The sequence below is a fragment of the Acidovorax sp. 93 genome, assembly GCF_003633835.1.
Classification (GTDB): domain Bacteria; phylum Pseudomonadota; class Gammaproteobacteria; order Burkholderiales; family Burkholderiaceae_C; genus Acidovorax; species Acidovorax facilis.
Map to the genome: position 1 here is coordinate 782,778 of NZ_RBIT01000001.1, position 23,110 is coordinate 805,887.

General features: G+C 65.9%; 22 protein-coding genes. 17 read left to right on the plus strand and 5 right to left on the minus strand.

Translation table 11 applies throughout. From position 1 onward, the window contains the following. Nucleotides 1-98: 98 nt before the first annotated feature. Nucleotides 99-938 carry a thymidylate synthase gene (locus tag C8C93_RS03555; RefSeq protein WP_121505934.1) on the minus strand — a complete coding sequence of 280 codons (840 nt, stop codon included), beginning with the start codon at nucleotides 936-938 and terminating at the stop codon, nucleotides 99-101. 110 nt (nucleotides 939-1,048) lie between these two features. Between C8C93_RS03555 and C8C93_RS03560 the strand changes: the two genes are divergently transcribed. The 15 genes from C8C93_RS03560 to C8C93_RS03630 all read left to right on the plus strand — a co-directional run bounded on the left by C8C93_RS03560 (nucleotide 1,049) and on the right by C8C93_RS03630 (nucleotide 17,379). Then, the gene (locus C8C93_RS03560; protein WP_121505935.1) at nucleotides 1,049-1,579 is read left to right on the plus strand and encodes a hypothetical protein; all 531 of its coding nucleotides are present in this window, start codon (nucleotides 1,049-1,051) and stop codon (nucleotides 1,577-1,579) included. Between the two features lie 96 nt (nucleotides 1,580-1,675). Continuing rightward, nucleotides 1,676-2,188, plus strand: a complete 513-nt coding sequence (locus tag C8C93_RS03565; RefSeq protein WP_121420580.1) for a sigma-70 family RNA polymerase sigma factor — start codon at nucleotides 1,676-1,678, stop codon at nucleotides 2,186-2,188. A gap of 17 nt (nucleotides 2,189-2,205) precedes the next feature. Continuing rightward, nucleotides 2,206-3,270: a FecR domain-containing protein gene (locus C8C93_RS03570; protein WP_121505936.1), complete on the plus strand. Its 1,065-nt coding sequence runs from the start codon at nucleotides 2,206-2,208 to the stop codon at nucleotides 3,268-3,270. 307 nt (nucleotides 3,271-3,577) lie between these two features. Next, entirely contained in the window at nucleotides 3,578-6,061 is a 2,484-nt protein-coding gene (locus C8C93_RS03575; RefSeq protein ID WP_121505937.1) for a TonB-dependent receptor, read from the plus strand. A 389-nt stretch (nucleotides 6,062-6,450) separates the two neighbouring features. Then, complete coding sequence (locus tag C8C93_RS03580; protein ID WP_121420577.1) at nucleotides 6,451-7,782, plus strand: sugar ABC transporter substrate-binding protein; 1,332 nt, start codon at nucleotides 6,451-6,453, stop codon at nucleotides 7,780-7,782. A gap of 146 nt (nucleotides 7,783-7,928) precedes the next feature. Next, nucleotides 7,929-8,792 carry a carbohydrate ABC transporter permease gene (locus C8C93_RS03585; RefSeq protein WP_069105336.1) on the plus strand — a complete coding sequence of 288 codons (864 nt, stop codon included), beginning with the start codon at nucleotides 7,929-7,931 and terminating at the stop codon, nucleotides 8,790-8,792. A 15-nt stretch (nucleotides 8,793-8,807) separates the two neighbouring features. After that, nucleotides 8,808-9,653, plus strand: a complete 846-nt coding sequence (locus tag C8C93_RS03590) for a carbohydrate ABC transporter permease (RefSeq protein ID WP_121420576.1) — start codon at nucleotides 8,808-8,810, stop codon at nucleotides 9,651-9,653. 46 nt (nucleotides 9,654-9,699) lie between these two features. Further along, nucleotides 9,700-10,743 (plus strand): ABC transporter ATP-binding protein, encoded by a 1,044-nt coding sequence (locus tag C8C93_RS03595; protein ID WP_121505938.1) that lies wholly within the window; start codon nucleotides 9,700-9,702, stop codon nucleotides 10,741-10,743. Beyond that, nucleotides 10,740-11,483: an SDR family oxidoreductase gene (locus C8C93_RS03600; protein ID WP_121505939.1), complete on the plus strand. Its 744-nt coding sequence runs from the start codon at nucleotides 10,740-10,742 to the stop codon at nucleotides 11,481-11,483. The genes C8C93_RS03595 and C8C93_RS03600 overlap by 4 nt, the downstream gene beginning before the upstream one ends. A 19-nt stretch (nucleotides 11,484-11,502) precedes the next feature. Next, nucleotides 11,503-12,906 carry a D-arabinitol 4-dehydrogenase gene (gene dalD, locus C8C93_RS03605; protein ID WP_121505940.1) on the plus strand — a complete coding sequence of 468 codons (1,404 nt, stop codon included), beginning with the start codon at nucleotides 11,503-11,505 and terminating at the stop codon, nucleotides 12,904-12,906. Nucleotides 12,907-12,935: 29 nt separating this feature from the next. After that, nucleotides 12,936-13,871 (plus strand): AraC family transcriptional regulator, encoded by a 936-nt coding sequence (locus tag C8C93_RS03610; RefSeq protein WP_056743668.1) that lies wholly within the window; start codon nucleotides 12,936-12,938, stop codon nucleotides 13,869-13,871. A gap of 124 nt (nucleotides 13,872-13,995) precedes the next feature. Then, nucleotides 13,996-15,480: a xylulokinase gene (xylB, locus tag C8C93_RS03615; protein ID WP_121505941.1), complete on the plus strand. Its 1,485-nt coding sequence runs from the start codon at nucleotides 13,996-13,998 to the stop codon at nucleotides 15,478-15,480. Nucleotides 15,481-15,508: 28 nt separating this feature from the next. Then, the gene (locus C8C93_RS03620) at nucleotides 15,509-16,543 is read left to right on the plus strand and encodes a PfkB family carbohydrate kinase (protein ID WP_121505942.1); all 1,035 of its coding nucleotides are present in this window, start codon (nucleotides 15,509-15,511) and stop codon (nucleotides 16,541-16,543) included. A 75-nt stretch (nucleotides 16,544-16,618) separates the two neighbouring features. Beyond that, entirely contained in the window at nucleotides 16,619-16,894 is a 276-nt protein-coding gene (locus C8C93_RS03625; protein WP_055402739.1) for a hypothetical protein, read from the plus strand. 14 nt (nucleotides 16,895-16,908) lie between these two features. Continuing rightward, nucleotides 16,909-17,379, plus strand: coding sequence for a GNAT family N-acetyltransferase (locus tag C8C93_RS03630; RefSeq protein ID WP_233559234.1), 471 nt, complete (start codon nucleotides 16,909-16,911; stop codon nucleotides 17,377-17,379). 185 nt (nucleotides 17,380-17,564) lie between these two features. Here C8C93_RS03630 and C8C93_RS03635 read toward each other — a convergent pair whose 3' ends face one another. Further along, entirely contained in the window at nucleotides 17,565-18,032 is a 468-nt protein-coding gene (locus tag C8C93_RS03635; RefSeq protein ID WP_121508643.1) for a GNAT family N-acetyltransferase, read from the minus strand. Between the two features lie 227 nt (nucleotides 18,033-18,259). Here C8C93_RS03635 and C8C93_RS03640 point away from each other — a divergent pair, with 227 nt between their 5' ends. Then, the gene (locus C8C93_RS03640) at nucleotides 18,260-19,354 is read left to right on the plus strand and encodes a hypothetical protein (RefSeq protein WP_121505944.1); all 1,095 of its coding nucleotides are present in this window, start codon (nucleotides 18,260-18,262) and stop codon (nucleotides 19,352-19,354) included. Here the strand turns inward: C8C93_RS03640 and C8C93_RS03645 are convergent. Together C8C93_RS03645 and C8C93_RS03650 are read right to left on the minus strand one after the other, a co-directional pair. After that, nucleotides 19,351-20,769, minus strand: a complete 1,419-nt coding sequence (locus tag C8C93_RS03645; RefSeq protein WP_121505945.1) for an FAD-binding oxidoreductase — start codon at nucleotides 20,767-20,769, stop codon at nucleotides 19,351-19,353. The genes C8C93_RS03640 and C8C93_RS03645 overlap by 4 nt on opposite strands. A 46-nt stretch (nucleotides 20,770-20,815) precedes the next feature. Continuing rightward, complete coding sequence (locus C8C93_RS03650) at nucleotides 20,816-21,238, minus strand: DUF2069 domain-containing protein (protein ID WP_121505946.1); 423 nt, start codon at nucleotides 21,236-21,238, stop codon at nucleotides 20,816-20,818. 21 nt (nucleotides 21,239-21,259) lie between these two features. On the opposite strand from C8C93_RS03650, the gene C8C93_RS03655 reads away from it, so the two are divergent. Next, the gene (locus C8C93_RS03655) at nucleotides 21,260-22,555 is read left to right on the plus strand and encodes a YihY family inner membrane protein (protein ID WP_121505947.1); all 1,296 of its coding nucleotides are present in this window, start codon (nucleotides 21,260-21,262) and stop codon (nucleotides 22,553-22,555) included. A gap of 96 nt (nucleotides 22,556-22,651) precedes the next feature. On the opposite strand, the gene C8C93_RS03660 is transcribed toward C8C93_RS03655, so the two are convergent. After that, nucleotides 22,652-22,990, minus strand: a complete 339-nt coding sequence (locus C8C93_RS03660; protein ID WP_121505948.1) for an Mpo1-like protein — start codon at nucleotides 22,988-22,990, stop codon at nucleotides 22,652-22,654. Between the last annotated feature and the right edge of the window lie 120 nt (nucleotides 22,991-23,110).

Sequence of the window (23,110 nt, forward strand, 5' to 3'; positions counted from 1 at the left end):
ATAAAAGCTCGTGGTGTTGGGTGGAAGCAGGCAGGGCGCTGTTGACTCTGCCCTTGGGACTCAAGAGGTAGGGGGTACCAAAGAGGGATGTCGGCTGATCAAACGGCCACAGGGGCCTTGATGGCGGGGTGGCACTGGTAGTCCAGCACTTCAAAGTCTTCGTACTCGTAGTCAAAGATGCTGTCGGGCTTGCGTTTGATGTTCAAGACCGGGTAGGGGTAGGGCGTGCGCGCCAGCTGGGTCTGCACCTGCTCGTGGTGGTTGCTGTAGATGTGGCAGTCGCCGCCTGTCCAGATGAAGTCGCCCACGTCCAGGTCGCACTGCTGGGCCACCATGTGGGTCAGCAGTGCATAGCTGGCGATGTTGAACGGCACTCCGAGGAAGATGTCTGCGCTGCGCTGGTACAGCTGGCAGCTCAGCGTGCCGCGCCCGCCGGGCTCTTGTGCCGGGGCCACGTAGAACTGGAAGAACGCGTGGCAGGGCATGAGCGCCATCTCGTGCAGCTCGGCCACGTTCCAGGCGCTCACGATGATGCGGCGCGAGTCGGGATTCGTTTTGAGCGTATTGATCACATCGCTGATCTGGTCGATGTGTCCGCCGTCCGGCGTGGGCCAGCTGCGCCATTGCACGCCGTACACCGGGCCCAGGTCGCCGTCCTCTCGCGCCCATTCGTCCCAGATGGTCACGCCGCGCTCTTTCAGCCAGTTGTTGTTGCTCGACCCCGTGAGGAACCACAGCAACTCCTGGATGATGGATTTGAGGTGCACCTTCTTCGTGGTGACCAGCGGGAAGCCTTCTTTCAAATCAAACCGCATCTGATGACCGAACACGCTGGTGGTGCCGGTGCCGGTGCGGTCGGATTTGTGCACCCCATGGGTGAACACGTGGCGCATGAAGTCTTCGTATTGTGAGCGGACGGGGCGGGCGTGTTCTGTCATGGCAGTTGGAAGGCGAAAGACGCAATTTTAGGGGGCGGCTGCCGGCAGGAACCGGCTAAGCTCGCAGACCTTTTCGCCCAGCTGCCCTTTCTAGAAAGAAGCCCCCGATCATGCGCCCTGTCTCTCCAGCCCCTTTGTCACGCGCCGTGCTGGCCGCTCTTGCGTTGGCGGTGCTGCTGCCGGGTTGCGTGGGCACGGTACCCACCGCGCCCACGGCGCCCACTGCGCCGCGCAAGGTCGCGCGTCCTGTGCCCAACGACGTACCTGCCGCGCCCGCCAATCCCTGGGGGAACCTGCAAACCCAGGTAGGCAACTATCCGGTCGGGGGCTCAGACTTCCTGCGTGCCGGCCCGCTGGCCGAGCGGCTGCGTGGGCTACTCGGTCTCGCCAACTACAACGTGCTGCTGGACAACCTGCAGGTGAGTGGGCCGCTGCGGCAAGACGGCTCCATGCTCTACATCACCGGCAACCGGCCGGACGCAAGCGACACGGCGGCCGCCGCCATCGTGATCCACGCCGCCACCGACACGGTACGCGTATGGCTGCTGACCGGCGGGGAGGAATGGGACGTGCAGGACCTGGGGACCCCGAAGACCCTGCCGGCCCACGTTGCCACGATGATGGAAAACGCGCGGCGCTGAACTCGCAGCCGACCTGTCCGCGTGGTGGCGTGCCCAGGATCTGGGCGGGAATGTGTTTCTATAATCGAGAATCATTCTCAAAAAGGCCGTCACGCCATGTCTGCCGCTCATCCCCTGCACGCGCTCTACAGCCACCACCACGGATGGCTGCAGTCCTGGCTGCGCAGGCGGCTCGGTTGTGCCGACGATGCGGCCGACCTGGCGCAGGACACCTTCGTGCGCCTGCTCGCACGGCCGACCGCCATCGCCCCCGACGCGATGCGCGAGCCGCGCGCCTACCTGACCACCGTGGCACGCGGGCTGCTGGTGGACTTCTGGCGCCGGGGTGAACTGGAGCGCGCCTACCTGGCAGACCTGGCCCTGCAGCCCGAGGTGCTGCAGCCATCCCCCGAAGAGCGCCTGGCCGCCGTGCAGATGCTCCATGCGGTCGATGCATTGCTGCAGGGCCTGACGCCCAAGACGCGCGCAGCGTGGCTCATGAACCGGCTCGATGGCCTCACGCATGCAGAGATTGCCGAGCAGCTGCAGGTGTCGGTGCCCCGCGTGCGCCAGTACCTGGCCAACGCCATGCGCCACGCCTACCACCTGCGTTTTGGCGGCGCGGCGTGAGCAGTGCGGGCTGGACAATGGGCGGCCCACCTGGTGGTACAGGCGACGACCATCCCGTGCCGCCTGCCGTGCTGGAGGCCGCCATCGGCTGGCAACTGCGCCAGGGCGAGGGTGATAACTCGCCGGCGGACGCCCAAGCCCTGGCCGACTGGCTGGCCGCACACCCCGACCATGCCCGCGCCTGGCGCCAGCTGGGCGACATCGACCAGCACTTGGCCCGTGCCGCCGCAGGTCCCGGAGCACGCGCAGCGTTGCTGCTGCCACCGCGCCAGCGCCGTCCTGCCCGTGTGGCGGGCGCCGTGCTGGGACTGGCATCGGCGGTGGCCTGCGGGGTGCTGGTGCTGGACCGCTACCAGCCCGTGGGCCAGTTGCTGGCCGACCACCGCACCGCCACCGGTGAGCGCCGCACCATCGTGCTGCCCGACCAGACCGTGCTGCACCTGAACACCCGCAGCGCTGTGGATGTCGTGTTCAGCCAAGACCAGCGCGCCATCCACCTGCGCGCGGGCGAGGTGGCCGTGGAAACCAGCCATGCCGACCCGGCCGAGCGGCGCCCGTTCGTCGTGCTGACCGAGGACGGCAGCCTGCGCGCCCTGGGCACCCGCTTCACCGTGCGCCGCTGGCCACAGGCGCACGCCACTGGCACCGATGGGGCTCAGGGCCGTGGCGCGCCCGCCACCGAGGTCGCAGTCACCCAGTCGGCCGTCGCGGCGCGCCCGGCGAGCTGTGCGGCAGCAGCGTCCGAGCCGTGCGCTGCCGAGCGCATCGTGTCGGCCGGGCAGGGCGCGCGGCTGGAAGGCGGGCGGGTGGACCCGTGGGTGGCCCCACCCGATGCCGACGCCTGGAAGGACGGCATGCTGGTCGTGAACAACCAACCCTTGGGCGAGGTGGTGGCCATGCTGGCGCGGCACCGGGTCGGCCACCTGGGTGTCGACCCCCGTGTGGCCGGGTTGCGCGTGACGGGCACGCTGCCCCTGGCGGACACGGACCAGGCCCTGTTGGCTCTGACTGCGGCCGTGCCGGTGGAGGTGGTCTGGACCACGCGCTGGTGGGTCATGCTCAAGCCGCGTGCTGCGCCCTGAGGATGAAAATACTAAGAAAATCGGCCGCTACCGCTTGATGGGTAAGCACTGGCAGCTATAAAAAAATGAGTGGCTTGGTGCGGTTGATCGACGGTTCCATTCAGTTCAACCCAGATCAACCCGCCGAAGCAGATCAACCCAGAGCGCCGCTGCCAGCTGGCACCCCATCCACCAACGATGCCGGCCCGAAAAAGAAATTGCCCCGGCCCCCTCTCACTTTTCGGCACCCGTTCGGCAATCAGACAGAGACCGTGCATCCGCGCGGTTGCCCCTCTTTTCTGACGTGACCCGTTTCGGAGCCTGACCCATGCCCTCTGCTGTTCTCCCCTTTCCGCTGAACCCCTGCGCTGCGGCGCTGCTGCTCGCGCTGGCGGCCTCTGCGGTGGCTGCACAGCCAGCCACGGCAGAGACCCCCGCGGCCACGGCCAGCGCTGCGGCGGTGCGCGACTACGACCTGCCCGCCGGGCCATTGGGGGCTGCCCTGAACCGCATCGCGCGCGACGCAGGCCTGGCCCTCACCGCCGATGCGCAGTTGGTGGAAGGCCGCAACGCGGCGCCTGTACGGGGCCGCTTCGATGCACCCGAGGCACTGCGCCGCGCGCTGGCGGGTTCGGGGCTGGAGCTGCGGCAGGCCACGGGCGGCGTCTTCACGCTGCGCGAGGCATCGCGCCCTGCAGCGCAGGCACCCCGGCTCAGCGATGCCGCCACCCTGGGCGCCGTCACCGTGACGGCCAGCGCCGAGGCAGCGCCCGGCGATTTGCCGCCCGCCTATGCCGGCGGCCAGGTCGCCACGGGCAGCCGGGTCGGCCTGCTGGGTCAGCAGAGCCTGATGGACACGCCGTTTCACATCACCAGCTATACGGCCGAACTCATGCAGGACCAGCAGGCGATCACCGTGGCCGATGTGCTGGCCAACGACCCGTCCGTGCGCACGGTGTCCTACAGCCTGACGAACGCTGCTGCGGGGGGCGACATCTTTCTGATCCGCGGCTTCTCGGTGCAGGACTCGGTGCTGTTCGACGGCATCGGAGGCATCGCCACCAACCGTGCCGTGGCGGTCGAAGCGGCCGAGCGCGTCGAGGTGCTCAAGGGCCCCAACGCGCTGCTCAACGGCATGGCGCCTGGGGCGGGCGGCGCGGTGGGCGGCGCCATCAACCTGGTGCCCAAGCGGGCGGGCGATGTGCCGCTGACCCGCCTGACCACCACTTACCTGTCCAAGGGCAACCTGGGCGGCCACCTGGACGTGGGCCGCCGGTTCGGCGACGACCACCAGTGGGGTGTGCGCTTCAACGGCGTCTACCGTGACGGGAAGACCGCCACCCAGGGCCAGTCCGTCGAGCTGGGGGCTGCGGCGCTGGCCGTGGACTACCGGGGCAGCCAGCTGCGGGCCTCGGTAGATGCCGGCCACCAGACGATGAACAACGAAGCGCCGCAAGGCGCCGCGGGCTTTGGCATCGACGACGCCATTGCCATCCCCAGGCCGCCCCGGGCCAGCCATCGCATCGCGCAGGACTGGGAGTTCGCCAGGTCGCAGAGCAACTACCTGTTGGCCAAAGCCGAGTACGACCTCACCCCGGACTGGATGCTCTCTGCGGCGGCCGGTGGCAGCCACACGCGGTCCCGCTACCTCGCCACCGACGTGTTCGTGACCAGCGTGCAGGGCGATGCGCAGGCCACCACGTACTTCTGGCCCAACTGGACGAACTACCGCACCGTGCAAGGCGGCCTGCAAGGCACGGTGCGTGCCGGCGAACTCACGCATCGCATCCACCTGCATGCGTCGTACCTGAAGAAGGACAGCGGCTTCACGGCGCAGTACTACGGCTTCGACAGCTTCGCCACGAACATGTATGCGCCCGCGGCCACCGCGCGTCCGTCCATCGACGGTTTCTCATCGCGGCCGCCACAGACCGATTCCTTGCAGTTGCCGTCTGTGGCGCTGGCCGACACCGTCTCGCTGTGGCAAGACCGCCTGTCCGTCACCCTGGGTGCCCGCTACCAGCGCGTGAAGGTCGTCAAGTACGACACCACCACCGGGGCAGGCAGCACCGAGTACGACGAGCACGCGGTAACGCCGGCGCTGGCGGCGGTGTTCAAGCTACAGCCGCACGTATCGCTCTACGGCAATTACATCGAAGGGCTGGTCCAGGGCGATTCAGCGCCACTGGGCACCACCAATGCCGGACAGGTGTTTCCGCCGGTCCGGACGAAACAACGCGAGGTGGGAGTGAAGGCCGATTGGGGCCGCTTCAGCACCACGGCGAGCCTGTTCCACATCCAGAAGCCGAGCGGGCTGGTGGGCTCCAACGGCGATGGCACGTTCACCTACCAGGTCGGTGCAGAGCAGCGCAACCGCGGCGTTGAACTCAATGTCTTCGGCGAGGTGGCCCGGGGCACGCGCCTTTTGGGCGGCGTGACCTTCAACGATGCCCGGCTGACCAAAACCGAAGGCGGCACCTACAACGGCAACGCCGCACCCAATGTGTCGCGCTGGCAGCTCAACCTGGGCAGCGACCACGACGTGGCTGCCGTTCCAGGACTGACGCTGTCGGCCCGCATGATCGCCAGCAGCGCGCAGCATGTGGACGCCGCCAACCTGCGGCGCATTCCGGGCTGGACGCGCTGGGACATCGGTGCTCGCTACAAGATCCGCGCCGGGGGGCGGCCGCTGGTGCTGCGCGCGGGCGTGGACAACCTGTTCAACCGCAACTACTGGTCCAGCGGCTCCGGCAACTGGCTGTACGTGGGAAGTCCTCGCACGGTGACTCTCTCTGCCACGGTGGATTTCTGACGGGAGCAGTGCTGCCGTGGGCGGACGGACAAATGGATGGAGGAGGGGGTAGTGGTGTCTTCCCCGGTGGGCCTTGGTGCACGATATATGGATTAAATTGGCCTCTACCGCTTGATAGATAAGCGCCAAAAGCTATTGATTTGATAGTGATTTGGGGCATCCGCGACTAACCGTGCTGGGGGGCCGGCCCCTCTCTTCCCGGTCGGTTAGATACCCTGTTGACACCTCTAGGTATAAATCCTGAGTATCTGGTGCAAATTAGTATTTGTGGAGGCATCTGGAGTACCAATCGAGCATTGCAGCATCGGTATCGTTCAGTTCGTCAATGCCGTATGCCTGCACTGGCGTTGAACGGTCGATCCCATACCAATTACGAAGGAGACATTCCGATGCCACATTCCCCCCGTGTTTTTGCTCCCCAGCGCCTCGCCCTGGCCGCTGCACTGGCCCTGTCGCTGTGCGGCGCCGCCAGCGCGCAGACTGAACTGGTCATTGCGACCGTGAACAACGGCCACATGATCGAGATGCAAAAGCTCAGCAAAAACTTCGAGCAGGCGAACCCCGACATCAAGCTCAAGTGGGTGACGCTGGAAGAAGGCGTGCTGCGCCAGCGCGTGACGACAGACATCGCCACCAAGGGCGGCCAGTTCGACGTGATGACGATCGGCATGTACGAGGCGCCCATCTGGGGCAAGAAGGGCTGGCTGCAGGAGCTGAAAACCGACGCTGCGTACGACGTGGACGACCTGCTGCCCGCCGTGCGAAACGGCCTGTCCATCGACGGCAAGCTGTTCGCTGCGCCGTTCTACGGCGAAAGCTCGATGCTCATGTACCGCAAGGACCTGGCTGACAAGGCGGGCGTGCAGGTTCCCGAGCGTCCCACCTGGCCGCAGATCAAGGACCTGGCCGCCAAGATGCACGACCCCAAGAACGGGGTGTACGGCATCTGCCTGCGCGGCAAGCCGGGCTGGGGTGACAACATGGCCTTCCTGACCACGCTGGTCAACACCTTCGGCGGCCAGTGGTTCGACATGCAGTGGAAGCCGCAGCTCGAGTCCAAGCCCTGGAAGGACGCGATCAACTTCTACGTGGACCTGCTCAAGAACTACGGCCCGCCCGGCTCTGCCGCCAACAGCTTCAATGAGATCCTGGCGCTGACCAACTCGGGCAAGTGCGGCATGTGGGTGGATGCCACCATCGCGGCATCGTTCGTGGCGGACCCCAAGCAGTCCAAGGTGGCCGACCAGATGGCCTTTGCCCAGGCGCCCACCATGAACACGCCCAAGGGCGCCAACTGGCTGTGGTCGTGGAATCTGGCCATCCCGGCCGGTTCCAAAAAGGTCGACGCCGCGCAGAAGTTCATCACCTGGTCCACCAGCAAGGACTACATCCAGCTGGTGGCCAAGACCAACGGATGGGCCAACGTGCCCACCGGCACGCGCAAGAGCACGTATGCGGCGCCGGAGTTCCAGAAGGCAGCGCGCTTTGCGGCCGCAGAGAAGACTGCCATCGACTCGGCCAACCCGACGGATTCGACCCTGCCGAAGAGCCCGTACGTGGGTGTGCAGTTCGCGGCCATTCCTGAGTTCCAGGCCATCGGCATCGCGGTGGGTCAGCAGATGAGCGCAGCACTGGCGGGCAAGACGACGGTGGACGCCGCGCTCAAGGCCAGCCAGGTGTCGGCTGACCGCGAAATGAAAAAGGCCGGCTACTACAAATAGGCATTCATTCGGCTACTGCGCGGGCCGATCCGGGGCCTGTATTCCTCGCCGTACAAACGTGCGGCTCCGGTACAGCAACCCCGACTCGGCCCACTCGCGTCGCCGACTGAACGCCTATTTTTGCTGGACTATTTTCTGAGGCTTCCATGAACCGCCGCCTGCTCCCCCGCCTGCTGCTCACGCCTGCCATGGCCACGCTCTTCCTGTGGATGATCGTGCCGCTGGTGATGACGATCTACTTCTCGCTCATCCGCTACAACCTCATGCAGCCGGACCAGACCGGCTTTGCCGGGCTGGAGAACTTTGAGTATTTCGTCACCGACCCCTCGTTCGGCACGGCGGTGGTCAACACCATCTTGCTGCTGGGTAGTGTGATTCTCATCACGGTGGTGTTCGGCATTGCGATTGCGCTGCTCATCAACGAGCCGTTTGCGGGCCGTGGCATCGTGCGGGTGCTGCTGATTTCGCCGTTCTTCGTCATGCCAACGGTGAACGCGCTGATGTGGAAGAACATGATGATGAACCCCATCTACGGCGTGCTCGCCCAGGTGTGGATGTTCTTTGGCGCACAGCCGGTGGACTGGCTTACCGACCACCCGCTGTTCTCGGTGATCGTCATGGTGTCATGGCAGTGGCTGCCGTTTGCCACGCTGATCTTCATGACCGCATTGCAGAGCATGAACCACGAGCAGCTCGAAGCATCGCGCATGGACGGCGCCAACTACCTGCAGCAGCTGCGCTACCTGTATGTGCCACACCTGGCGCGCTCGGTGGCGGTGGTGGTGATGATCGAACTCATCTTTTTGCTCAGCATCTTTGCCGAGATCTACACCACCACGGGTGGCGGGCCGGGCGATGCGAGCACCAACGTCACCTTCCTGATCTTCAAGCAGGCACTGCTCAACTTCGACGCGGGCGTGGCCTCGGCCGGGGCGCTGTTCGCAGTGTTGCTGGCCAATATCGCGGCGGTGTTTCTGATCCGCATGGTCGGCAAGAACCTTGACAAGTAAGACGGGGCAACGCTCATGACAACGACAAAACGACGCCGCTCCAACTACCCGCTGGGCCTGCTGGCTTTGCGCACCGTGGCCGCCTGGGGCGTGGCCCTGCTGCTGTTCTTTCCGCTGGGTTGGCTGTTCCTCACTGCGTTCAAGACCGAGTTGCAGGCCATCGCCGTGCCGCCGCAGCTGTTCTTCATCCCCACGCTCGAGAACTTTCACGAGGTGCAGGAGCGCAGCGACTACCTGCTGTACGCCAAGAATTCGGTCATCACCAGCGTGGTCTCTACCCTGGTGGGCCTGATGCTGGCCGCGCCTGCGGCCTACGCCATGGCCTTCTTCAAGGGCAAGTACACCAAGGACATCCTCATGTGGATGCTCTCGACCAAGATGATGCCCGCCGTGGGCGCGCTGGTACCCATCTATGTGCTGGCGCAAAAGAGCCACCTGCTCGATACGCAGCTTGCGCTCATCATCGTGTTCGCGCTGTCCAACCTGCCCATCATGGTCTGGATGCTGTATTCGCACTTCAAGGACATCCCGCGCGAGATCCTGGAAGCCGCGCGCATGGACGGCGCCACGCTGTGGCAGGAGGTGCGGCTGGTGCTGCTGCCGCTGGGCATGGGCGGCCTCGCGTCCACCGGCCTCTTGTGCCTGGTGCTGTCATGGAACGAGGCCTTCTGGAGCCTGAACCTCAGCGCCGCCAAGGCCGGCACGCTGGCCACACTGATCGCGTCGTACTCCAGCCCTGAGGGCCTGTTCTGGGCCAAGTTGTCCGCTGCCTCGCTCATGGCCATTGCACCCATCGTGGTCTTTGGCTGGTTCAGCCAGAAGCAGCTGGTGCAGGGCCTGACGTTTGGTGCGGTCAAGTAAGCCGTAGTTTTCCTCCCAGTTTTCAAGATTTCAGGAACCCGATTCCATGGCCTACCTTCAACTGCGCGGCATCGAGAAATTCTTTGGTGAGCACCGCGCCATCAAGGGCATCGACCTCACCATCCAGCAAGGCGAGTTCATCGTCTTCGTCGGCCCCTCGGGCTGTGGCAAGTCCACGCTGCTGCGGCTGATCGCGGGGCTCGAAAACATCGACGGCGGCACCCTGATGCTGGACGGCCGCGACATCACCGACCAGCCCTCGAGCAAGCGCGACCTGGCCATGGTGTTCCAGAGCTACGCGCTGTACCCGCACATGAGTGTGTACGAGAACATGAGCTTTGCGCTCAAGCTCGCCAAGGTGGACAAGCAGGTGATCGACGAGAAGGTGCAGAACGCCGCGCGCATCCTCAACCTCACGCAGTACCTGCAGCGCACGCCCAAGGAGCTGTCGGGCGGGCAGCGCCAGCGCGTGGCCATCGGCCGCGCAATCGTGCGCGCGCCCAAGGTGTTCCTGTTTGACGAGCCACTGTCCAACCTTGACGCGGCGCTGCGCGGCCAGACCCGTGTGGAGATCGCCAAGCTGCACCGCGACCTTGGGGCCACCACCATCTACGTCACGCACGACCAGGTCGAGGCCATGACGCTGGCCGACCGCGTGGTGGTGCTGCGCGATGGCGTCATCGAGCAGGTGGGCACGCCGCTGGAGCTGTACGACAAGCCTGCCAACCAGTTCGTGGCCCAGTTCATCGGCACGCCGCAGATGAACGTGGTGCCCTTGCCGCAGCTGCCATCGCCCGTGCAGCAGCAGGCACCCGTCGGGGCGGAGGGCGGCGCCATCGGCCTGCGCCCCGAGAACATCACGGTGCGCAACACCGGCGCGACGCTGGTGCCGGGCCAGGTGGACCTGGTGGAAGCATTGGGCGCAGAGACGCTGATCTACGTGAGCACGCCCAGCGGCGCGCAGTTTGTGGCGCGCCAGAACGACCGCACAGGCCTGCGCGCCGGCGATGCGGTGAGCCTGGACATCGACGCGTCGCACGCCCATTGGTTCGACCCTGCGGGCCGTGTTGTCGCGGGTGCAGCTGCATGACCGCCGTGACCGCAGGCCGGGAGTTGCACGGCAAGGTGGCCGCCGTCACCGGCGCTGCATCGGGCATCGGGTTTGCCAGTGCAAAGGCCATGGCCGACGCTGGAGCGCACGTGGTACTTATCGACCGCGATGAAAAAGCGCTGGACAAGACTTGCGCTGCCATCGGCGCCCAAGCGTCGCCGCTGGTGCTGGATTTGCTGGACACAAAGCAGTGTGCGAGCCTGCTTGCGCGCACGCTGGCCATTGCGGGACAACTCGATATCTTCCACGCCAACGCCGGGCTGTATGTGGGCGGCGACCTGTTGGATGCCGACCCCGACGCCATCGACCGCATGCTCAACCTGAACGTCAACGTGGTGATGAAGAACGTGCACAACGTGCTGCCCCACATGATTGAGCGCGGCACGGGCGACATCATCGTCACCAGCTCGCTGGCCGCGCATTTCCCCACGCCGTGGGAGCCCGTCTACGCATCGTCCAAGTGGGCCGTCAACTGCTTCGTGCAGACCGTGCGCCGCCAGGTCTTCAAGCACGGCATCCGCGTGGGCTCCATTTCGCCCGGGCCTGTCATCACTTCGCTGCTGGCCGACTGGCCCGCGGAAAAGCTCGCCGAGGCCAAGGCCAGCGGCAGCCTCATCGAGGCCTCCGAAGTGGCCGACGTGGTGCTCTTCATGCTCACCCGCCAGCGCGGCATGACCATCCGCGACGTCGTGATGATGCCCACGAACTTTGATCTCTAGAAACCCGCAGTCACGCACCATGAATTTCATCCTGCACCTGGGCCTGGGCTCGTTCCACCGTGCCCACCAGGCCGTTTACGTTCACGCATTGCGCCAGCAGGGCGACACGGGCTGGGCCATCGCAGGCGGCAACCTCCGCCCGGACATGGCCGACACCATCGCGGCGCTGCAAGCGCAGGATGGGCGCTACACGCTCGAAACCGTCACCCCCCAAGGCGAGCGCAACTACACCGTCATCGAGTCGATCCAGCGGGTGATCCCCTACCAGGATGACCTGGCCCCGCTGATTGCCATGGGTGCCGACCCTGCCACGCGCATCATCAGCTTCACGGTGACCGAGGCGGGCTACTACCTGGATGCGCAGAACCAGCTCGACTGGCCCACGTTTGCCGACCTGCGCGCCGACCTGGCGGCCGTGAAGGCGGGCCAGGCAGGCCACACCATCTACGGCGGCCTGGTCAGCATCCTGCGCGCGCGCAGGGCAGCTGGTGCGGGCGCCGTGACGCTGATGAACTGCGACAACCTGCGCCACAACGGCGACCGCTCGCGCGGCGGGCTGCTGCAGTTCATCGAGGCGCTGGGCGATGCGCCACTCAAAGAGTGGGTAGAGCAGAACACCACCAGCCCCAACGCCATGGTGGACCGCATCACGCCGCGCCCCACGCCCGATGTGGCCGAGCGCGTGAAGGCTGCCACCGGCTGGGACGACAAGGCAGCACTCATGGGTGAAAGCTTTATCCAGTGGGTCATTGAAGACGACTTCATTGCAGGCCGCCCCGCGTGGGAAACGGTCGGTGTCGAGATGGTGCAGTCGGTGCAGGCCCATGAAGAGGCCAAGATCCGCCTGCTCAACGCAACCCACAGCTGCATTGCGTGGGCGGGCACGCTGGCGGGCTACCAGTACATCCACGAAGGCACACACGACGCGGCCATTCGCCAGATGGCCTACGACTACGTCACCGACGACGCGATCCCTGTGCTCCACACGCCCGAGCAACCATGCCCCATCAACCTGGAGCAGTACCGCGACGTGGTGCTGGACCGCTTCGGCAACCCCGCCATTGCCGACACCAACCAGCGCGTGGCCATGGATGCGTTCTCCAAGATCCCCGGCATGATTGCGCCCACCATCCGCGACAAGCTCGCGCGCAACGCGTCGTTCGACAGCGTGGCCATGCTGCCTGCGCTGTTCCTGGCCTACCTGCAGTGCTGGCACGCGGGGCAGATCCCCTACAGCTACCAGGACCAGGCCATGGATCCCGCCGTGGCCCATGCCATCTGCGATGCCGCTGACCCCGTGGCGGCCTTTGCGGCCGACACGACCTTGTGGGGCGAGATGGCCAGCCACCCCCAATTGTTGGACGCGCTGCGCAAAGCCTATGCCCGCGTGTTGGCTTTTGTGGCGGAGCGGACAGGCGCCTGATGCTGGTGTAATTTGAGCCCACTACCGCCATGACCGTGAAGATGCCCATCGCCCCGCGCCAGACCAAGCCCGAGCTGGAGCATGACTATGTGCGCTCGCCCGCGCTGGGCTACGAGTCGCCCGAGACGGCGGGCTTCATCCGTTGCCTGTCGCACGGGTTTCCCACGCCGCTGGCGCGCTGGCATTACCACGACGAGTACGAGCTGCACCTGATCACCGCGACCTCTGGCAAGGTCTTTGTGGGGGACTGGATTGGTCAGTTCCAGCCCGGCCACCTGGTGCTGACCGGGCCGCGCCTGCCGCACAACTGGATCAGCATGGACCTGCCGGAGGGCGGCGTGCCGCTGCGCGACCTGGTGATCCAGTTCTCGCACGCGCCGCTGGTGGCCAGCAGCGAGACCATCCCCGAGCTGCGCGAGGTACTGCCTCTGCTGGAGCGCGCGCGCCACGGCGTGGAGTTCTTTGGCATGGAAGCGCAGGCGCAAGAGCATTGGCACCGCATCAAGGCGCGCCAGGGGCTCGCCCGGTTCGGCGCGTTCTGCGAATTCATGAGCGACCTGGCGCGCTGCACCGACTTTCGCCTGCTGTCGAGCACGCAGCTGCAAAGCGAGGACAACGATACCCAGCTCGACCAGATCAACGCCATCGTGAGCCGCATCACCGACCACTTGGCCGACCCGCTGTCTGCAGCCGACCTGGCGCAAGAGCTGGGCATGACGGAGAGCCGCTTCTCACGCTTCTTCCGCCGTGCCACGGGCAATACCTTCACCGACTTTGTGAACCTGGTGCGCGTGAACCGCGCGTGCCAGCTGCTGATGGAGACCGAGCGCTACATCACGCACATTGCGTATGACGTGGGCTTCAACAACATGGCCAACTTCAACCGCCGCTTTCTGGACATCAAGGGCATGACGCCCAGCGAGTACCGCAAGCAGGGCGCGGGAAGGTTTGGAAAGACTTCCTGATCCCTGGCCGGATCTGCACCCTGAGAGGGGAGGCACTTGTTGCGTGACCCCTTCACGCAGCCCGCCAAAGACAAAGGCCGGGCCATGGCTTTCACTGTGAATCACTGACATCTGTCCATCACCCATGTACCTCGGAATCGATTTAGGCACCTCGGGTGTCAAGCTCCTGCTGCTGGACGATGCGCACACTGTGGTCGCTACGGCAGATGCCGCCGTGCCCCAGCTGCGCCCCCAGCCCACCTGGAGCGAGCAGCACCCCGCCGACTGGTGGGCCGCCGTGGAGACTGCCGTGGCGCAGTTGCGCGCGCAGGCTCCCGCAGCGTGGGCGCAGGTACGGGGCATCGGCCTCTCGGGCCACATGCATGGCGCGGTGGTACTGGGCGCGCAGGGCCGGGTGCTGCGCCCGGCCATCTTGTGGAACGACGGCCGTGCCAGCGCCGAATGTGCGCAGCTGGAATCGGCTGTGCCCACCTCGCGCCAGATCACCGGCAATCTCGCCATGCCCGGCTTCACCGCGCCCAAGCTGCTGTGGCTGCGCATGCACGAGCCTGCCGTGTTCGACCAGATCCGCAACGTGCTGCTGCCCAAGGACTGGCTGCGCCTGCAACTCACTGGCGATGCAGTGAGCGACATGTCCGACGCATCGGGCACGCTGTGGCTGGACGTGCAGGCGCGCGCCTGGAGCCCGGCCATGCTGCAGGCCTGTGGGCTGGATACATCCCACATGCCCGCGCTGGCCGAGGGCAGTGCGCCCACGGGCACGCTGCGCAGCGATGTGGCACGCCGCTGGGGTCTTGGTGGCAATGTCGTCGTGGCTGCGGGCGCGGGCGACAACGCCGCCAGTGCCGTGGGGGTGGGCGCCCGCACTGCAGGGCAGGGTTTTGTGTCGCTGGGCACCTCGGGTGTGGTCTTTCGCGTGACGGACGCTTTTGCGCCTGCCACCGAGCGCGCCGTGCACGCCTTTGCCCATGCGCTGCCGCAGCGTTGGCACCACATGTCGGTCATGCTCAGTGCAGCGAGTGCGTTTGGCTGGATCACCCGGCTCACGGGGCGGGGCGACGAGGCGCAACTGTCTGACGCCGTGGGAGCCCTTAGCGCCAGCCGCCAGGCGCAGGCGCCACTGTTTCTGCCGTACCTGAGTGGCGAGCGCACACCGCACAACAACGCGGCTGCCACCGGCGTGTTCATGGGCCTGCGGGCCGAGCATGAAGCGGCGGACCTGGCCTATGCCGTGATGGAAGGCGTGGGCTTTGGCCTGCTCGATGGCCTCAATGCCATGCGTGCTGCCGGGGCCGGGCAGGGTGGTGCTGCCCGCCGGGATGATGAAGCCCTGGCCTTGGTCGGTGGCGGTGCCCGCAGCAACCCCTGGGCGCAGCTCTTGGCCAGCGCGTTGGGCACCCCGCTGCAGCGCCCGCAGGGCGCACACGCCGCAGCCGCCCTGGGGGCTGCGCGCCTGGCGGCCATGGTCTGCGGTGGTGACGAAGCCCACTGGTGCCAGCCCCTGCCCGCTGACGCCACCTTCATGCCACAGCCCGCACAACAAGCCCAGCTGGCCGAACGCTATGCCCGCTTTGTCGCGCTGTACCCCGCGCTGCAATCGCAGTTCTGACGCACTGTCTGCTTCCTTCCAAACGTCCATGACTTCCGCATCCACGATTTCTAACGGCATAGCGCCCATCCACGCCGCCATTGCCGGCGAGGCCCTCATCGACCTGATCCGCCGCCCCGATGGCAGCTACCTGCCGTGCCTGGGCGGCGCGCTCTACAACCTGTGCCGTGCGCTGGCCCGCCAAGGCGTGGGCACCCAGTACCTCAACCCCCTGTCGCGCGACCGTTTTGGGCGTGAACTGGCTGCGCAACTGGTGGCTGACGGCGTGGTGCTGGCCCAGCCCGAGCCCGTGCAGCAGGTCACGTCACTGGCCGTGGTCAACCTCGACGCACATGGCCACCCCGACTACGCCTTCTACCGTGAAGGCGTGGCCGACCGCGCCGTGTCCGCCGCAGGTCTGGGCGATAGCTGCGCCGCCTTGCCCGCGCTGCAGTTGGTGTGCACCGGCGCGCTGGCGCTCGACGCGCGTGACACTGCCATCTACCTGCCGTGGCTGGCCGCCCAGCGCGCCGCAGGCCGCTGTGTGGTGGTTGATGCCAACCTGCGCCCCTCCGTCATGCCCGACCTGGCGGCCTACCGCACCACGGTGCATGCCGCGCTGGCCCACGCCCACATCATCAAGGCCAGCGACGAAGACCTGGAGCATCTCGCTGTGCCTGGTGTGGATACCCTGGCCCGCGCACAGCACCTGCTGGCCGCCAACCCACAGGCCCATCTGCTGGCACTCACGCTGGGCGCGGAAGGCGCCTGGCTGCTGCACCGTAACGGCGCGCAGCGTTTTGCCAAAGAGGCCCAGTCGCTGCCAGTGGTGGACACCGTGGGCGCGGGCGACAGCTTTCTGGCCGGGCTGCTGGCGCATTTGCTGCGGCAATCGCAGGCTGCCGGTGGTGCGAGCTTTGTGCGGTTTGTCGAAGCGCTGGCGGCCGATGCGTGCCAGCAGGCGCTGCGCCATGCGCTGGCCAGCGCCAGTTTGTGCGTGATGGAGCAAGGCTGCGTGCCACCGGACTGGGAGGCCGCCCTCGTGTGGAGCCAGCAGAATCCGGCAGCCCAAGACCCGCGCTGACGTCCGAGGAGGGGTATCGCCCTCGTCAAGGCTGTCCGTCTATCATTTCCCGTCGCAGATTTGCGGAGGATGCCGATGACGGAGTTTCTGGTTGCGATGCTGTGGTCAGTGGTTGAAGTGCTGATCGTCTTCACGGGTGCTCAGGTGGTGCGGGTGGTCGGCCTGGGCCGCTGGCGCTCTGAGCGCTGGGGCAGCAACGAAGCGCGGACCTGGAGTGCAGCGGGCGCACTGTCGTTCCGGCATGAAGGACAACGTGTGGTGACGACCAACGGCCTGATATTCGTGGGCTTGTTGTTCTATGGGGTGCTCGCTGTGCTGGCTGTCGCGCTTGCAGGGCTGGTTTCGGCGTGATTGCGGTTAGCGCAGTGCCTCAGGGCACAAAGATCATCCCGGTCGGCCCCGAGGCGGCAGAAGACGCCTGCACGGTCATCCGCCAGTCCATCACCCACTGCTGCGTGCTCGACCATGCCAATGACCCCGCTATCCTGACGGCCTGGCTGGCCAACAAGACGCCCGAGAACCTTGCTGCGTGGATGTCCGCGCCGGGCGCTGCGGTGTGGGGCGCATACCGGGGCGGAATGATGGTGGGCTTTGCGCTGCTGGCGAGGGCCACGTTGGCGTTGTGCTATGTGGTGCCAGAGGCGTTGCACCAGGGCGTAGGCCACGCCCTACTGCGTGAGGCCGAGGCTCACGCGCGACAGTCGCGGCTGGCGGCACTGGGGCTGGAGAGCACGCGAACGGCGGAGGCTTTTTACCGCCGCAATGGCTATGAACCCGCAGGTGCAGTGCAGTCTTGGGCAGGGCTGCAGGCACAGCCGATGCGCAAGGTGTTCTGAAGGGGGCTCTCGGCCGCGTGGAACGCGATGCCCAGAGCCACGACTTCGCCGAGTGCCCTGTCCATCGGGGTTATGGCAGTTGTTGGAAGCGAGAATGCTAGTAAAAAATGGCCCTGGCGCTTGATGTGTAAGCGCAATAAGCTATTGTTTTCATAGTAAATCTCGGCGTGGCCGGCAGGCGTTGATCAGAGTTCCTGCGAGTAGACGATGGACCCATGGTGCTTGGCCATCTTGTCGTACAGCAGTCGCGCGGTAGTATTGGTTTCGTAGGTTTGCCAATACACGCGCGATGCCTTGGCTGCCCGCGCTGCGCTGTACACGGCGTCGATGAGCGCACGCCCCACGCCCCGGCCCCGCGCGGCTTCGTTGGTGTACAGGTCGCTCAGGTAGCAGATGGGATCGATGCGTGTTGTGCTGCGGTGAAAAAGGTAGTGCGCAAGCCCGAGGATCTTGCCGCCCGCAGCGTCGTGCGCCACGAGGCAGAAGACGGGCTCTGCCGGGTCTAGCAAGCGCTGCCAGGTGGTTGCGCTGATGTGTTCGGGCAGCGCTGTGGCGCCAAAGCGGCCGTAGAACGCGTTGTAGCCGTCCCAGAGCGGGCGCCAGGCGGCATAGTCTTCGGGCTGGACGGGGCGCACGGTCAAAGTGGAACTCATGGTCGGCCTGGCGGTGTTGCTGGAGCCCTGATTGTGCAGGTGGTGGAAAGGGATGGGTGTCAGTGCCAGCGCACCGCAAGGCACGGCTCCGGGGTCGTGACGGGCACCCAACAGCAGCGAACGCAAGGCCCTGTGGGTTTCTCGCGACGGCCTGGGCTGCGGTGCCGTGGGCGTGGCTACGATGTGCGCTCGTTGGCATCCCGTCTCCAACCTTCCACTGCCCGCCCATGAGCTATGTCCTGCACCTTTGGCGCCATCCGGTCCCTGTTTCCAGCGAGGATGCGCGAGCCACGCTGCACGACCTGCGCCAGCAACTGAGCTTCAGCCCCGATGCTGCGGCGGGCCAGTTGCTGGAGGCCATCGCATCCGCGCTGCCCCCGGAGGGAGCGCCGGAAGACTACTGGACCGAAATCCCGGAGCCAGACCCGTTTGCGTTGGTGCAAAGCCTGAGCCCTGACGTGGCCGAGCTGGAGGCGGTGCTGCCGGTGATCGAGCGCGTGGCCCGCCAGCTGGGGTGGGTGATTTTTGATCCGCAGAGCGGCGAGGTGCACACCCCTTCGGGGCGGGTGATGGGCCCTGGGGGATCTGCTGCAGCCGTGGCAGATGTGCCTGTGCCCCCTGATCTGGATACTTCGCCTTCGGCGCGCAGCCGCTGGGTGCAACAATCGCTGGAGCCCTTGTTTGTGCAGCGGGGCTGGCGCAAGGTGCGGGGCGAATTCTGGTTCAAGAAAAAGCTGCCTGTGGGCGAGGCGCTGGTGTACTCGGACATGGTGCGAGACACCTTGCACCACGGCGTGTGGATACGCCTTGCATTGCCCTCCCACCTGCAGTCCGCTCTTAACAGCGATGGCGGGCCGGCCTTCAGGGTGTCCCTGCAGCACTTCGCGCAGACGCACAGGCTGCCCTTCACTTACCTGGAGCCACCGGCACTGTTCCAAAAACAGGCGGGAGGGGTGATCTACGAGTTGCCCATGGGCAGCGCAGACAGTGCTGCCACGCGCCGGGATGAGCTGGCGGCGCTGTACGACAGGGCCGTGCTGGACTGGCTGGACCGGTTGCACAGCCTGGAGGATCTGGACAGATGGGCCAACCGCGTGCCGGATGAGGAATGCCCCTTCGTGGGCCTGCGCCAACTCAGCGACTACCGCTTGCTGAACTACCACCCCGATCTGCTGGTAGCTGCTGCAGTCAACGCCCCTGACTTCGAGCAACGCGCCCTGGAGCGCTATGCAATGTACGAGGCCGACGCGTTTGGCAGGGGGCTGCTGCCCCAGATGCACGAGCTGCTGGCCGTGTGCGGGCTACACATCGTGCGGCGTTAGACCTTCAGCACCCGCCCCGGGTTCATGATTCCCTGCGGGTCCAGCGCCTGCTTGATGGCGCGCATCATGCCCATGGCCACAGGCGACTGGTACTTCTCCAGCTTGTCGGCCTTGAGTTCGCCAATGCCATGCTCGGCCGAGAATGAGCCGCCGAACTCGGCCACGGCCTCATAGACGAGGTGGTTCACATGGGCTTCGTGCTCGCGCAGAAAGGCCTTGGGGTCGCCCTCGGCGGGCGCCTGCACGTTGTAGTGCAGGTTGCCGTCGCCCAGGTGGCCGAAGTTGACCAGGCGCACGCCGGGGATCTCGCGCTGCAGCACCGCATCGGTATGTGCCACGAAGGCGGGGATGCGCGAGATCTGGACTGAGATGTCGTGCTTGATGTTCAGGCCTTCCTCGGCCTGCGCGAGCGGAATGCTCTCGCGGATGTGCCAGAGCTGGTGGGCCTGCGTGAGGTTCTCGGCCACCACGGCGTCGGTCACGCAGCCCATTTCAAACGCGGTCTCCAGCAGCGACTCAAACCGTGCACGCGCGTGTTCTTCGGATTCGCTGTCGGAGTTTTCGAGCAGCACGCACCAGGGCGCGTTGTCGTCTCCCAGGAAGGGCACGCGCAGCTGCGGCATGTGTTTGCCCACCAGGCTCAGCGCAAACTGGCCCATCACCTCAAAGCCCGTGAGGCCCGCACCCAGCTGCTTGTGCGCCAGGCCCAGCAGCGCCACGGCGTGCTCCATCGACGGCACGGCGGCCCAGGCGGTGAGGCGTGCGGCGGGCTCGGGGTAGAGCTTCATCGTCGCAGCGGTGACGATGCCCAGCGTGCCCTCGCTGCCGATGAACAGGTCGCGCAGGTCGTAACCCGTGTTGTCCTTGCGCAGACCTTTCAGGCCATCCCACACCTCGCCCTGGGCGGTGACCACTTCGAGGCCCAGGCACAGGTCGCGTGCATTGCCATAGCGCACCACCTGTGTACCGCCTGCGTTGGTGCCCAGATTGCCGCCAATGGTGCAGCTGCCCTCGGCAGCGAGGCTCAGGGGGAACAGCACGCCCGCGTTCTGCGCCACATCCTGCAGGTTCTGCAGGATGCAGCCAGCTTCCACCGTCATGGTGAGGTTGTCGGTATCCACGCTGCGCACCGCGTTCATGCGGGTGAGGCTCAGCACGATCTGCGTGCCCGAGTCGTCGGGCGTGGAGCCCACGGCCAGGCCAGTGTTGCCGCCCTGGGGCACGATGGCGGTGCCTGCTGCTGCGCAGGCCTTGACCACGGCCGCCACTTCCTGCGTGCTGGCGGGACGCACCACGGCCAGGGCCTTGCCGCGCACGCGACGGCGCCAGTCCTGCTCCCAGGCAGAGAGGTCGCCTTCGGTGATCACATGGGCGGGGCCGACGATGGCGCGCAGGGTGTCAAGCAGAGTGGTCATGGTCAAGGAGTTTCTTCTTCAAGGCGATGAAAAGAGGAGGTTGGCATCAGGATGCAGCAGAGGCGGCTGCAGCCGCCTTGGCATTGCGCTGGCGCAGCCGCACATGCAGCGTGCAGGCGGTGAACAATACGAGGCACAGGGCCACCTCGGCCCAGGCCAGCCACTGCGAAGGGGGCTTGTCGCTCCAGCCGCGCACCACGCCTTCGGTGAAATACAGCCAGATCACCAGGCTGACCCAGCGGTAGGTGTACATGCGGTTCTTGAGAATGCCCGCCAGCGGGATGCACAGCGGAAGCGCCTTGAGTGCGAGCCATGAGCCACCAGGGCGCAACGGGGCCAGCACCAGCTCCCAGGCCAGGCACAGAACAATCAGCGCCAGCAGGCTGCAAGTGGCCAGCCAGCGCGTGGATTCCACAGCGCTGTCTGCGGGAACGGGGAGGGCGGGCGGGGCAGAAGGTGATGCGGTCATTGGGGTGGCATCATATCGGCCATGTCCTTGTCCTTACAGGCAGTGGCCCAGCGCGCGGAGGCGCTGGTGACCGAGCTGTCGCACTTCCCCTGGAAAACCACGGCCCAGACGCTGCGTGAGCGCTTTCGTGAGGACCATCTGGGGCTCACGGCCAGCAGCCTGACCTTCACCACCATCCTGGCGCTGGTGCCCTTCTTCACCGTGGCGCTGGCAGTGTTCACGGCCTTCCCCATCTTCGGCAAGCTGCAGGATGCGCTGCAGGGCTGGCTGGTGAACAGCCTGGTGCCCGACAGCATCTCGCGCCAGGTGCTGGGCTACCTCACGCAGTTTGCGGCCAAGGCCAGCAGCCTGGGGGTGGCAGGTTTCAGCATTTTGTTGGCCACGGCGCTGGCGCTGATCCTCACCATCGACCGCACCCTCAACGACATCTGGCGCGTGCAGCGGCTGCGGCCGCTGGGCCAGCGGGTGCTGATCTACTGGGCCGCCATCACACTCGGCCCGCTGCTCATGGGGGCGAGCCTGGCGCTCACGTCGTATGTGATGTCGGCCTCGGGCGGGCTGGTCAAGCGCCTGCCCGATGGTGTGCAGCTGCTGTTCGATTCGATCCAGTTTGTGGTGCTGGCGGGCGGCATGGCGTCGTTGTACCACTATGTACCCAACACGCCGGTGAAGTGGCGGCACGCCTGGACGGGAGGGCTGTTCGTGGCCGTGTGCATCGAGCTGGCCAAGAAGGTGCTGGCGCTGTACCTCGGCAAGGTGCCAACGTATTCGGTGGTGTACGGTGCATTCGCCACGCTGCCCATTTTGCTGGTGTGGATCTATGTGGCCTGGGTCATCGTGCTGCTGGGCGCGGTGGTTACGGCCTACCTGCCCAGCTTGCTGGCAGGTGTGGCGCGGCGCGGCACCGTGGCGGGCTGGACGTTTCAACTGGCAGTGGAGGTGCTGCAGCAACTGCACCGCGTGCGCCACCAGCCCCTCAAAGGCCTGCGCCCCGGCCAGCTCGCCCAGTTGCTGCGGGTGGACGTGCTGCAGCTGGCCCCGGTGCTCGAGGCGCTGACCGCGCTGGACTGGGTGGGCCAGGTCAACGATGCGGCGGTGGACGCTGCGGACGTGCCCGAGCCGCGCTATGTGCTGCTGGCCAACCCGGGCGCGACACCCCTGGCGCCGCTGGTGCAGCGCCTGCTGCTGGAGCGCGCCGAGAGCCTGCAGCCGCTGTGGTCACAGGCCCGGCTGGACGGGTTGCTGCTGGAGGATGTGCTGCAGGTGGGCGCAGGCGCTGACCCCGGCCTGGGCGCGCAGCGGGCCGTGCCCATGTAAGCTATCGAAAATATAGCTGCTTGCGCTTGCTGGATAAGCGCTATGGCCTGTTTTTACTTGAATTTATCGCCGTGACAGCTGTGGCGAATCACCGCTTCAGAACGGCACCTTCCCCGTCCAGATGTCCTTGTACATCACCCAGTCGCCCATGAAGCTGTAGAGCGGCCGCTTGAAGCTGGCGGGTTTGTTCTTCTCAAAGCCGAAGTGACCCACCCAGGCAAAGCCGTAGCCGCACAGCAGGCCATACAGCAGGTACTGCGGTTTGCCCGTGACCACCAGCATGGCCAGGCAGACCAGGGTGAGCGTGGAGCCCACAAAATGCAGGCGGCGGCAAGTGCGGTTGCTGTGTTCGCCGAGGTAAAAGGGGTAGAACTCGGCGAAACGCTTGAAGGTGCGCGGGTCGGTAGTCGTGGTGTGGGGGGCACTGATGTCCATCGTTGTCTCCTTGGGGGTGGGGCTACCTGATGCCAAACGCTTTATACGCCCAAGCCCTTGAAAATGCAGTGCCACTGTGGACATGAGATGCCGTGGGCTGTCGTTGAACAGGTTCTGTCA

Excerpts from the sequence above, each read along its gene's own strand:
- C8C93_RS03555 (WP_121505934.1), bottom strand. The coding sequence starts at position 938 with ATGACAGAACACGCCCGCCCCGTCCGCTCACAATACGAAGACTTCATG.
- C8C93_RS03560 (WP_121505935.1), top strand. The coding sequence starts at position 1,049 with ATGCGCCCTGTCTCTCCAGCCCCTTTGTCACGCGCCGTGCTGGCCGCT.
- C8C93_RS03565 (WP_121420580.1), top strand. The coding sequence starts at position 1,676 with ATGTCTGCCGCTCATCCCCTGCACGCGCTCTACAGCCACCACCACGGA.
- C8C93_RS03570 (WP_121505936.1), top strand. The coding sequence starts at position 2,206 with ATGGGCGGCCCACCTGGTGGTACAGGCGACGACCATCCCGTGCCGCCT.
- C8C93_RS03575 (WP_121505937.1), top strand. The coding sequence starts at position 3,578 with ATGCCCTCTGCTGTTCTCCCCTTTCCGCTGAACCCCTGCGCTGCGGCG.
- C8C93_RS03580 (WP_121420577.1), top strand. The coding sequence starts at position 6,451 with ATGCCACATTCCCCCCGTGTTTTTGCTCCCCAGCGCCTCGCCCTGGCC.
- C8C93_RS03585 (WP_069105336.1), top strand. The coding sequence starts at position 7,929 with ATGAACCGCCGCCTGCTCCCCCGCCTGCTGCTCACGCCTGCCATGGCC.
- C8C93_RS03590 (WP_121420576.1), top strand. The coding sequence starts at position 8,808 with ATGACAACGACAAAACGACGCCGCTCCAACTACCCGCTGGGCCTGCTG.
- C8C93_RS03595 (WP_121505938.1), top strand. The coding sequence starts at position 9,700 with ATGGCCTACCTTCAACTGCGCGGCATCGAGAAATTCTTTGGTGAGCAC.
- C8C93_RS03600 (WP_121505939.1), top strand. The coding sequence starts at position 10,740 with ATGACCGCCGTGACCGCAGGCCGGGAGTTGCACGGCAAGGTGGCCGCC.
- dalD (WP_121505940.1), top strand. The coding sequence starts at position 11,503 with ATGAATTTCATCCTGCACCTGGGCCTGGGCTCGTTCCACCGTGCCCAC.
- C8C93_RS03610 (WP_056743668.1), top strand. The coding sequence starts at position 12,936 with ATGACCGTGAAGATGCCCATCGCCCCGCGCCAGACCAAGCCCGAGCTG.
- xylB (WP_121505941.1), top strand. The coding sequence starts at position 13,996 with ATGTACCTCGGAATCGATTTAGGCACCTCGGGTGTCAAGCTCCTGCTG.
- C8C93_RS03620 (WP_121505942.1), top strand. The coding sequence starts at position 15,509 with ATGACTTCCGCATCCACGATTTCTAACGGCATAGCGCCCATCCACGCC.
- C8C93_RS03625 (WP_055402739.1), top strand. The coding sequence starts at position 16,619 with ATGACGGAGTTTCTGGTTGCGATGCTGTGGTCAGTGGTTGAAGTGCTG.
- C8C93_RS03635 (WP_121508643.1), bottom strand. The coding sequence starts at position 18,032 with ATGAGTTCCACTTTGACCGTGCGCCCCGTCCAGCCCGAAGACTATGCC.
- C8C93_RS03640 (WP_121505944.1), top strand. The coding sequence starts at position 18,260 with ATGAGCTATGTCCTGCACCTTTGGCGCCATCCGGTCCCTGTTTCCAGC.
- C8C93_RS03645 (WP_121505945.1), bottom strand. The coding sequence starts at position 20,769 with ATGACCACTCTGCTTGACACCCTGCGCGCCATCGTCGGCCCCGCCCAT.
- C8C93_RS03650 (WP_121505946.1), bottom strand. The coding sequence starts at position 21,238 with ATGACCGCATCACCTTCTGCCCCGCCCGCCCTCCCCGTTCCCGCAGAC.
- C8C93_RS03655 (WP_121505947.1), top strand. The coding sequence starts at position 21,260 with ATGTCCTTGTCCTTACAGGCAGTGGCCCAGCGCGCGGAGGCGCTGGTG.
- C8C93_RS03660 (WP_121505948.1), bottom strand. The coding sequence starts at position 22,990 with ATGGACATCAGTGCCCCCCACACCACGACTACCGACCCGCGCACCTTC.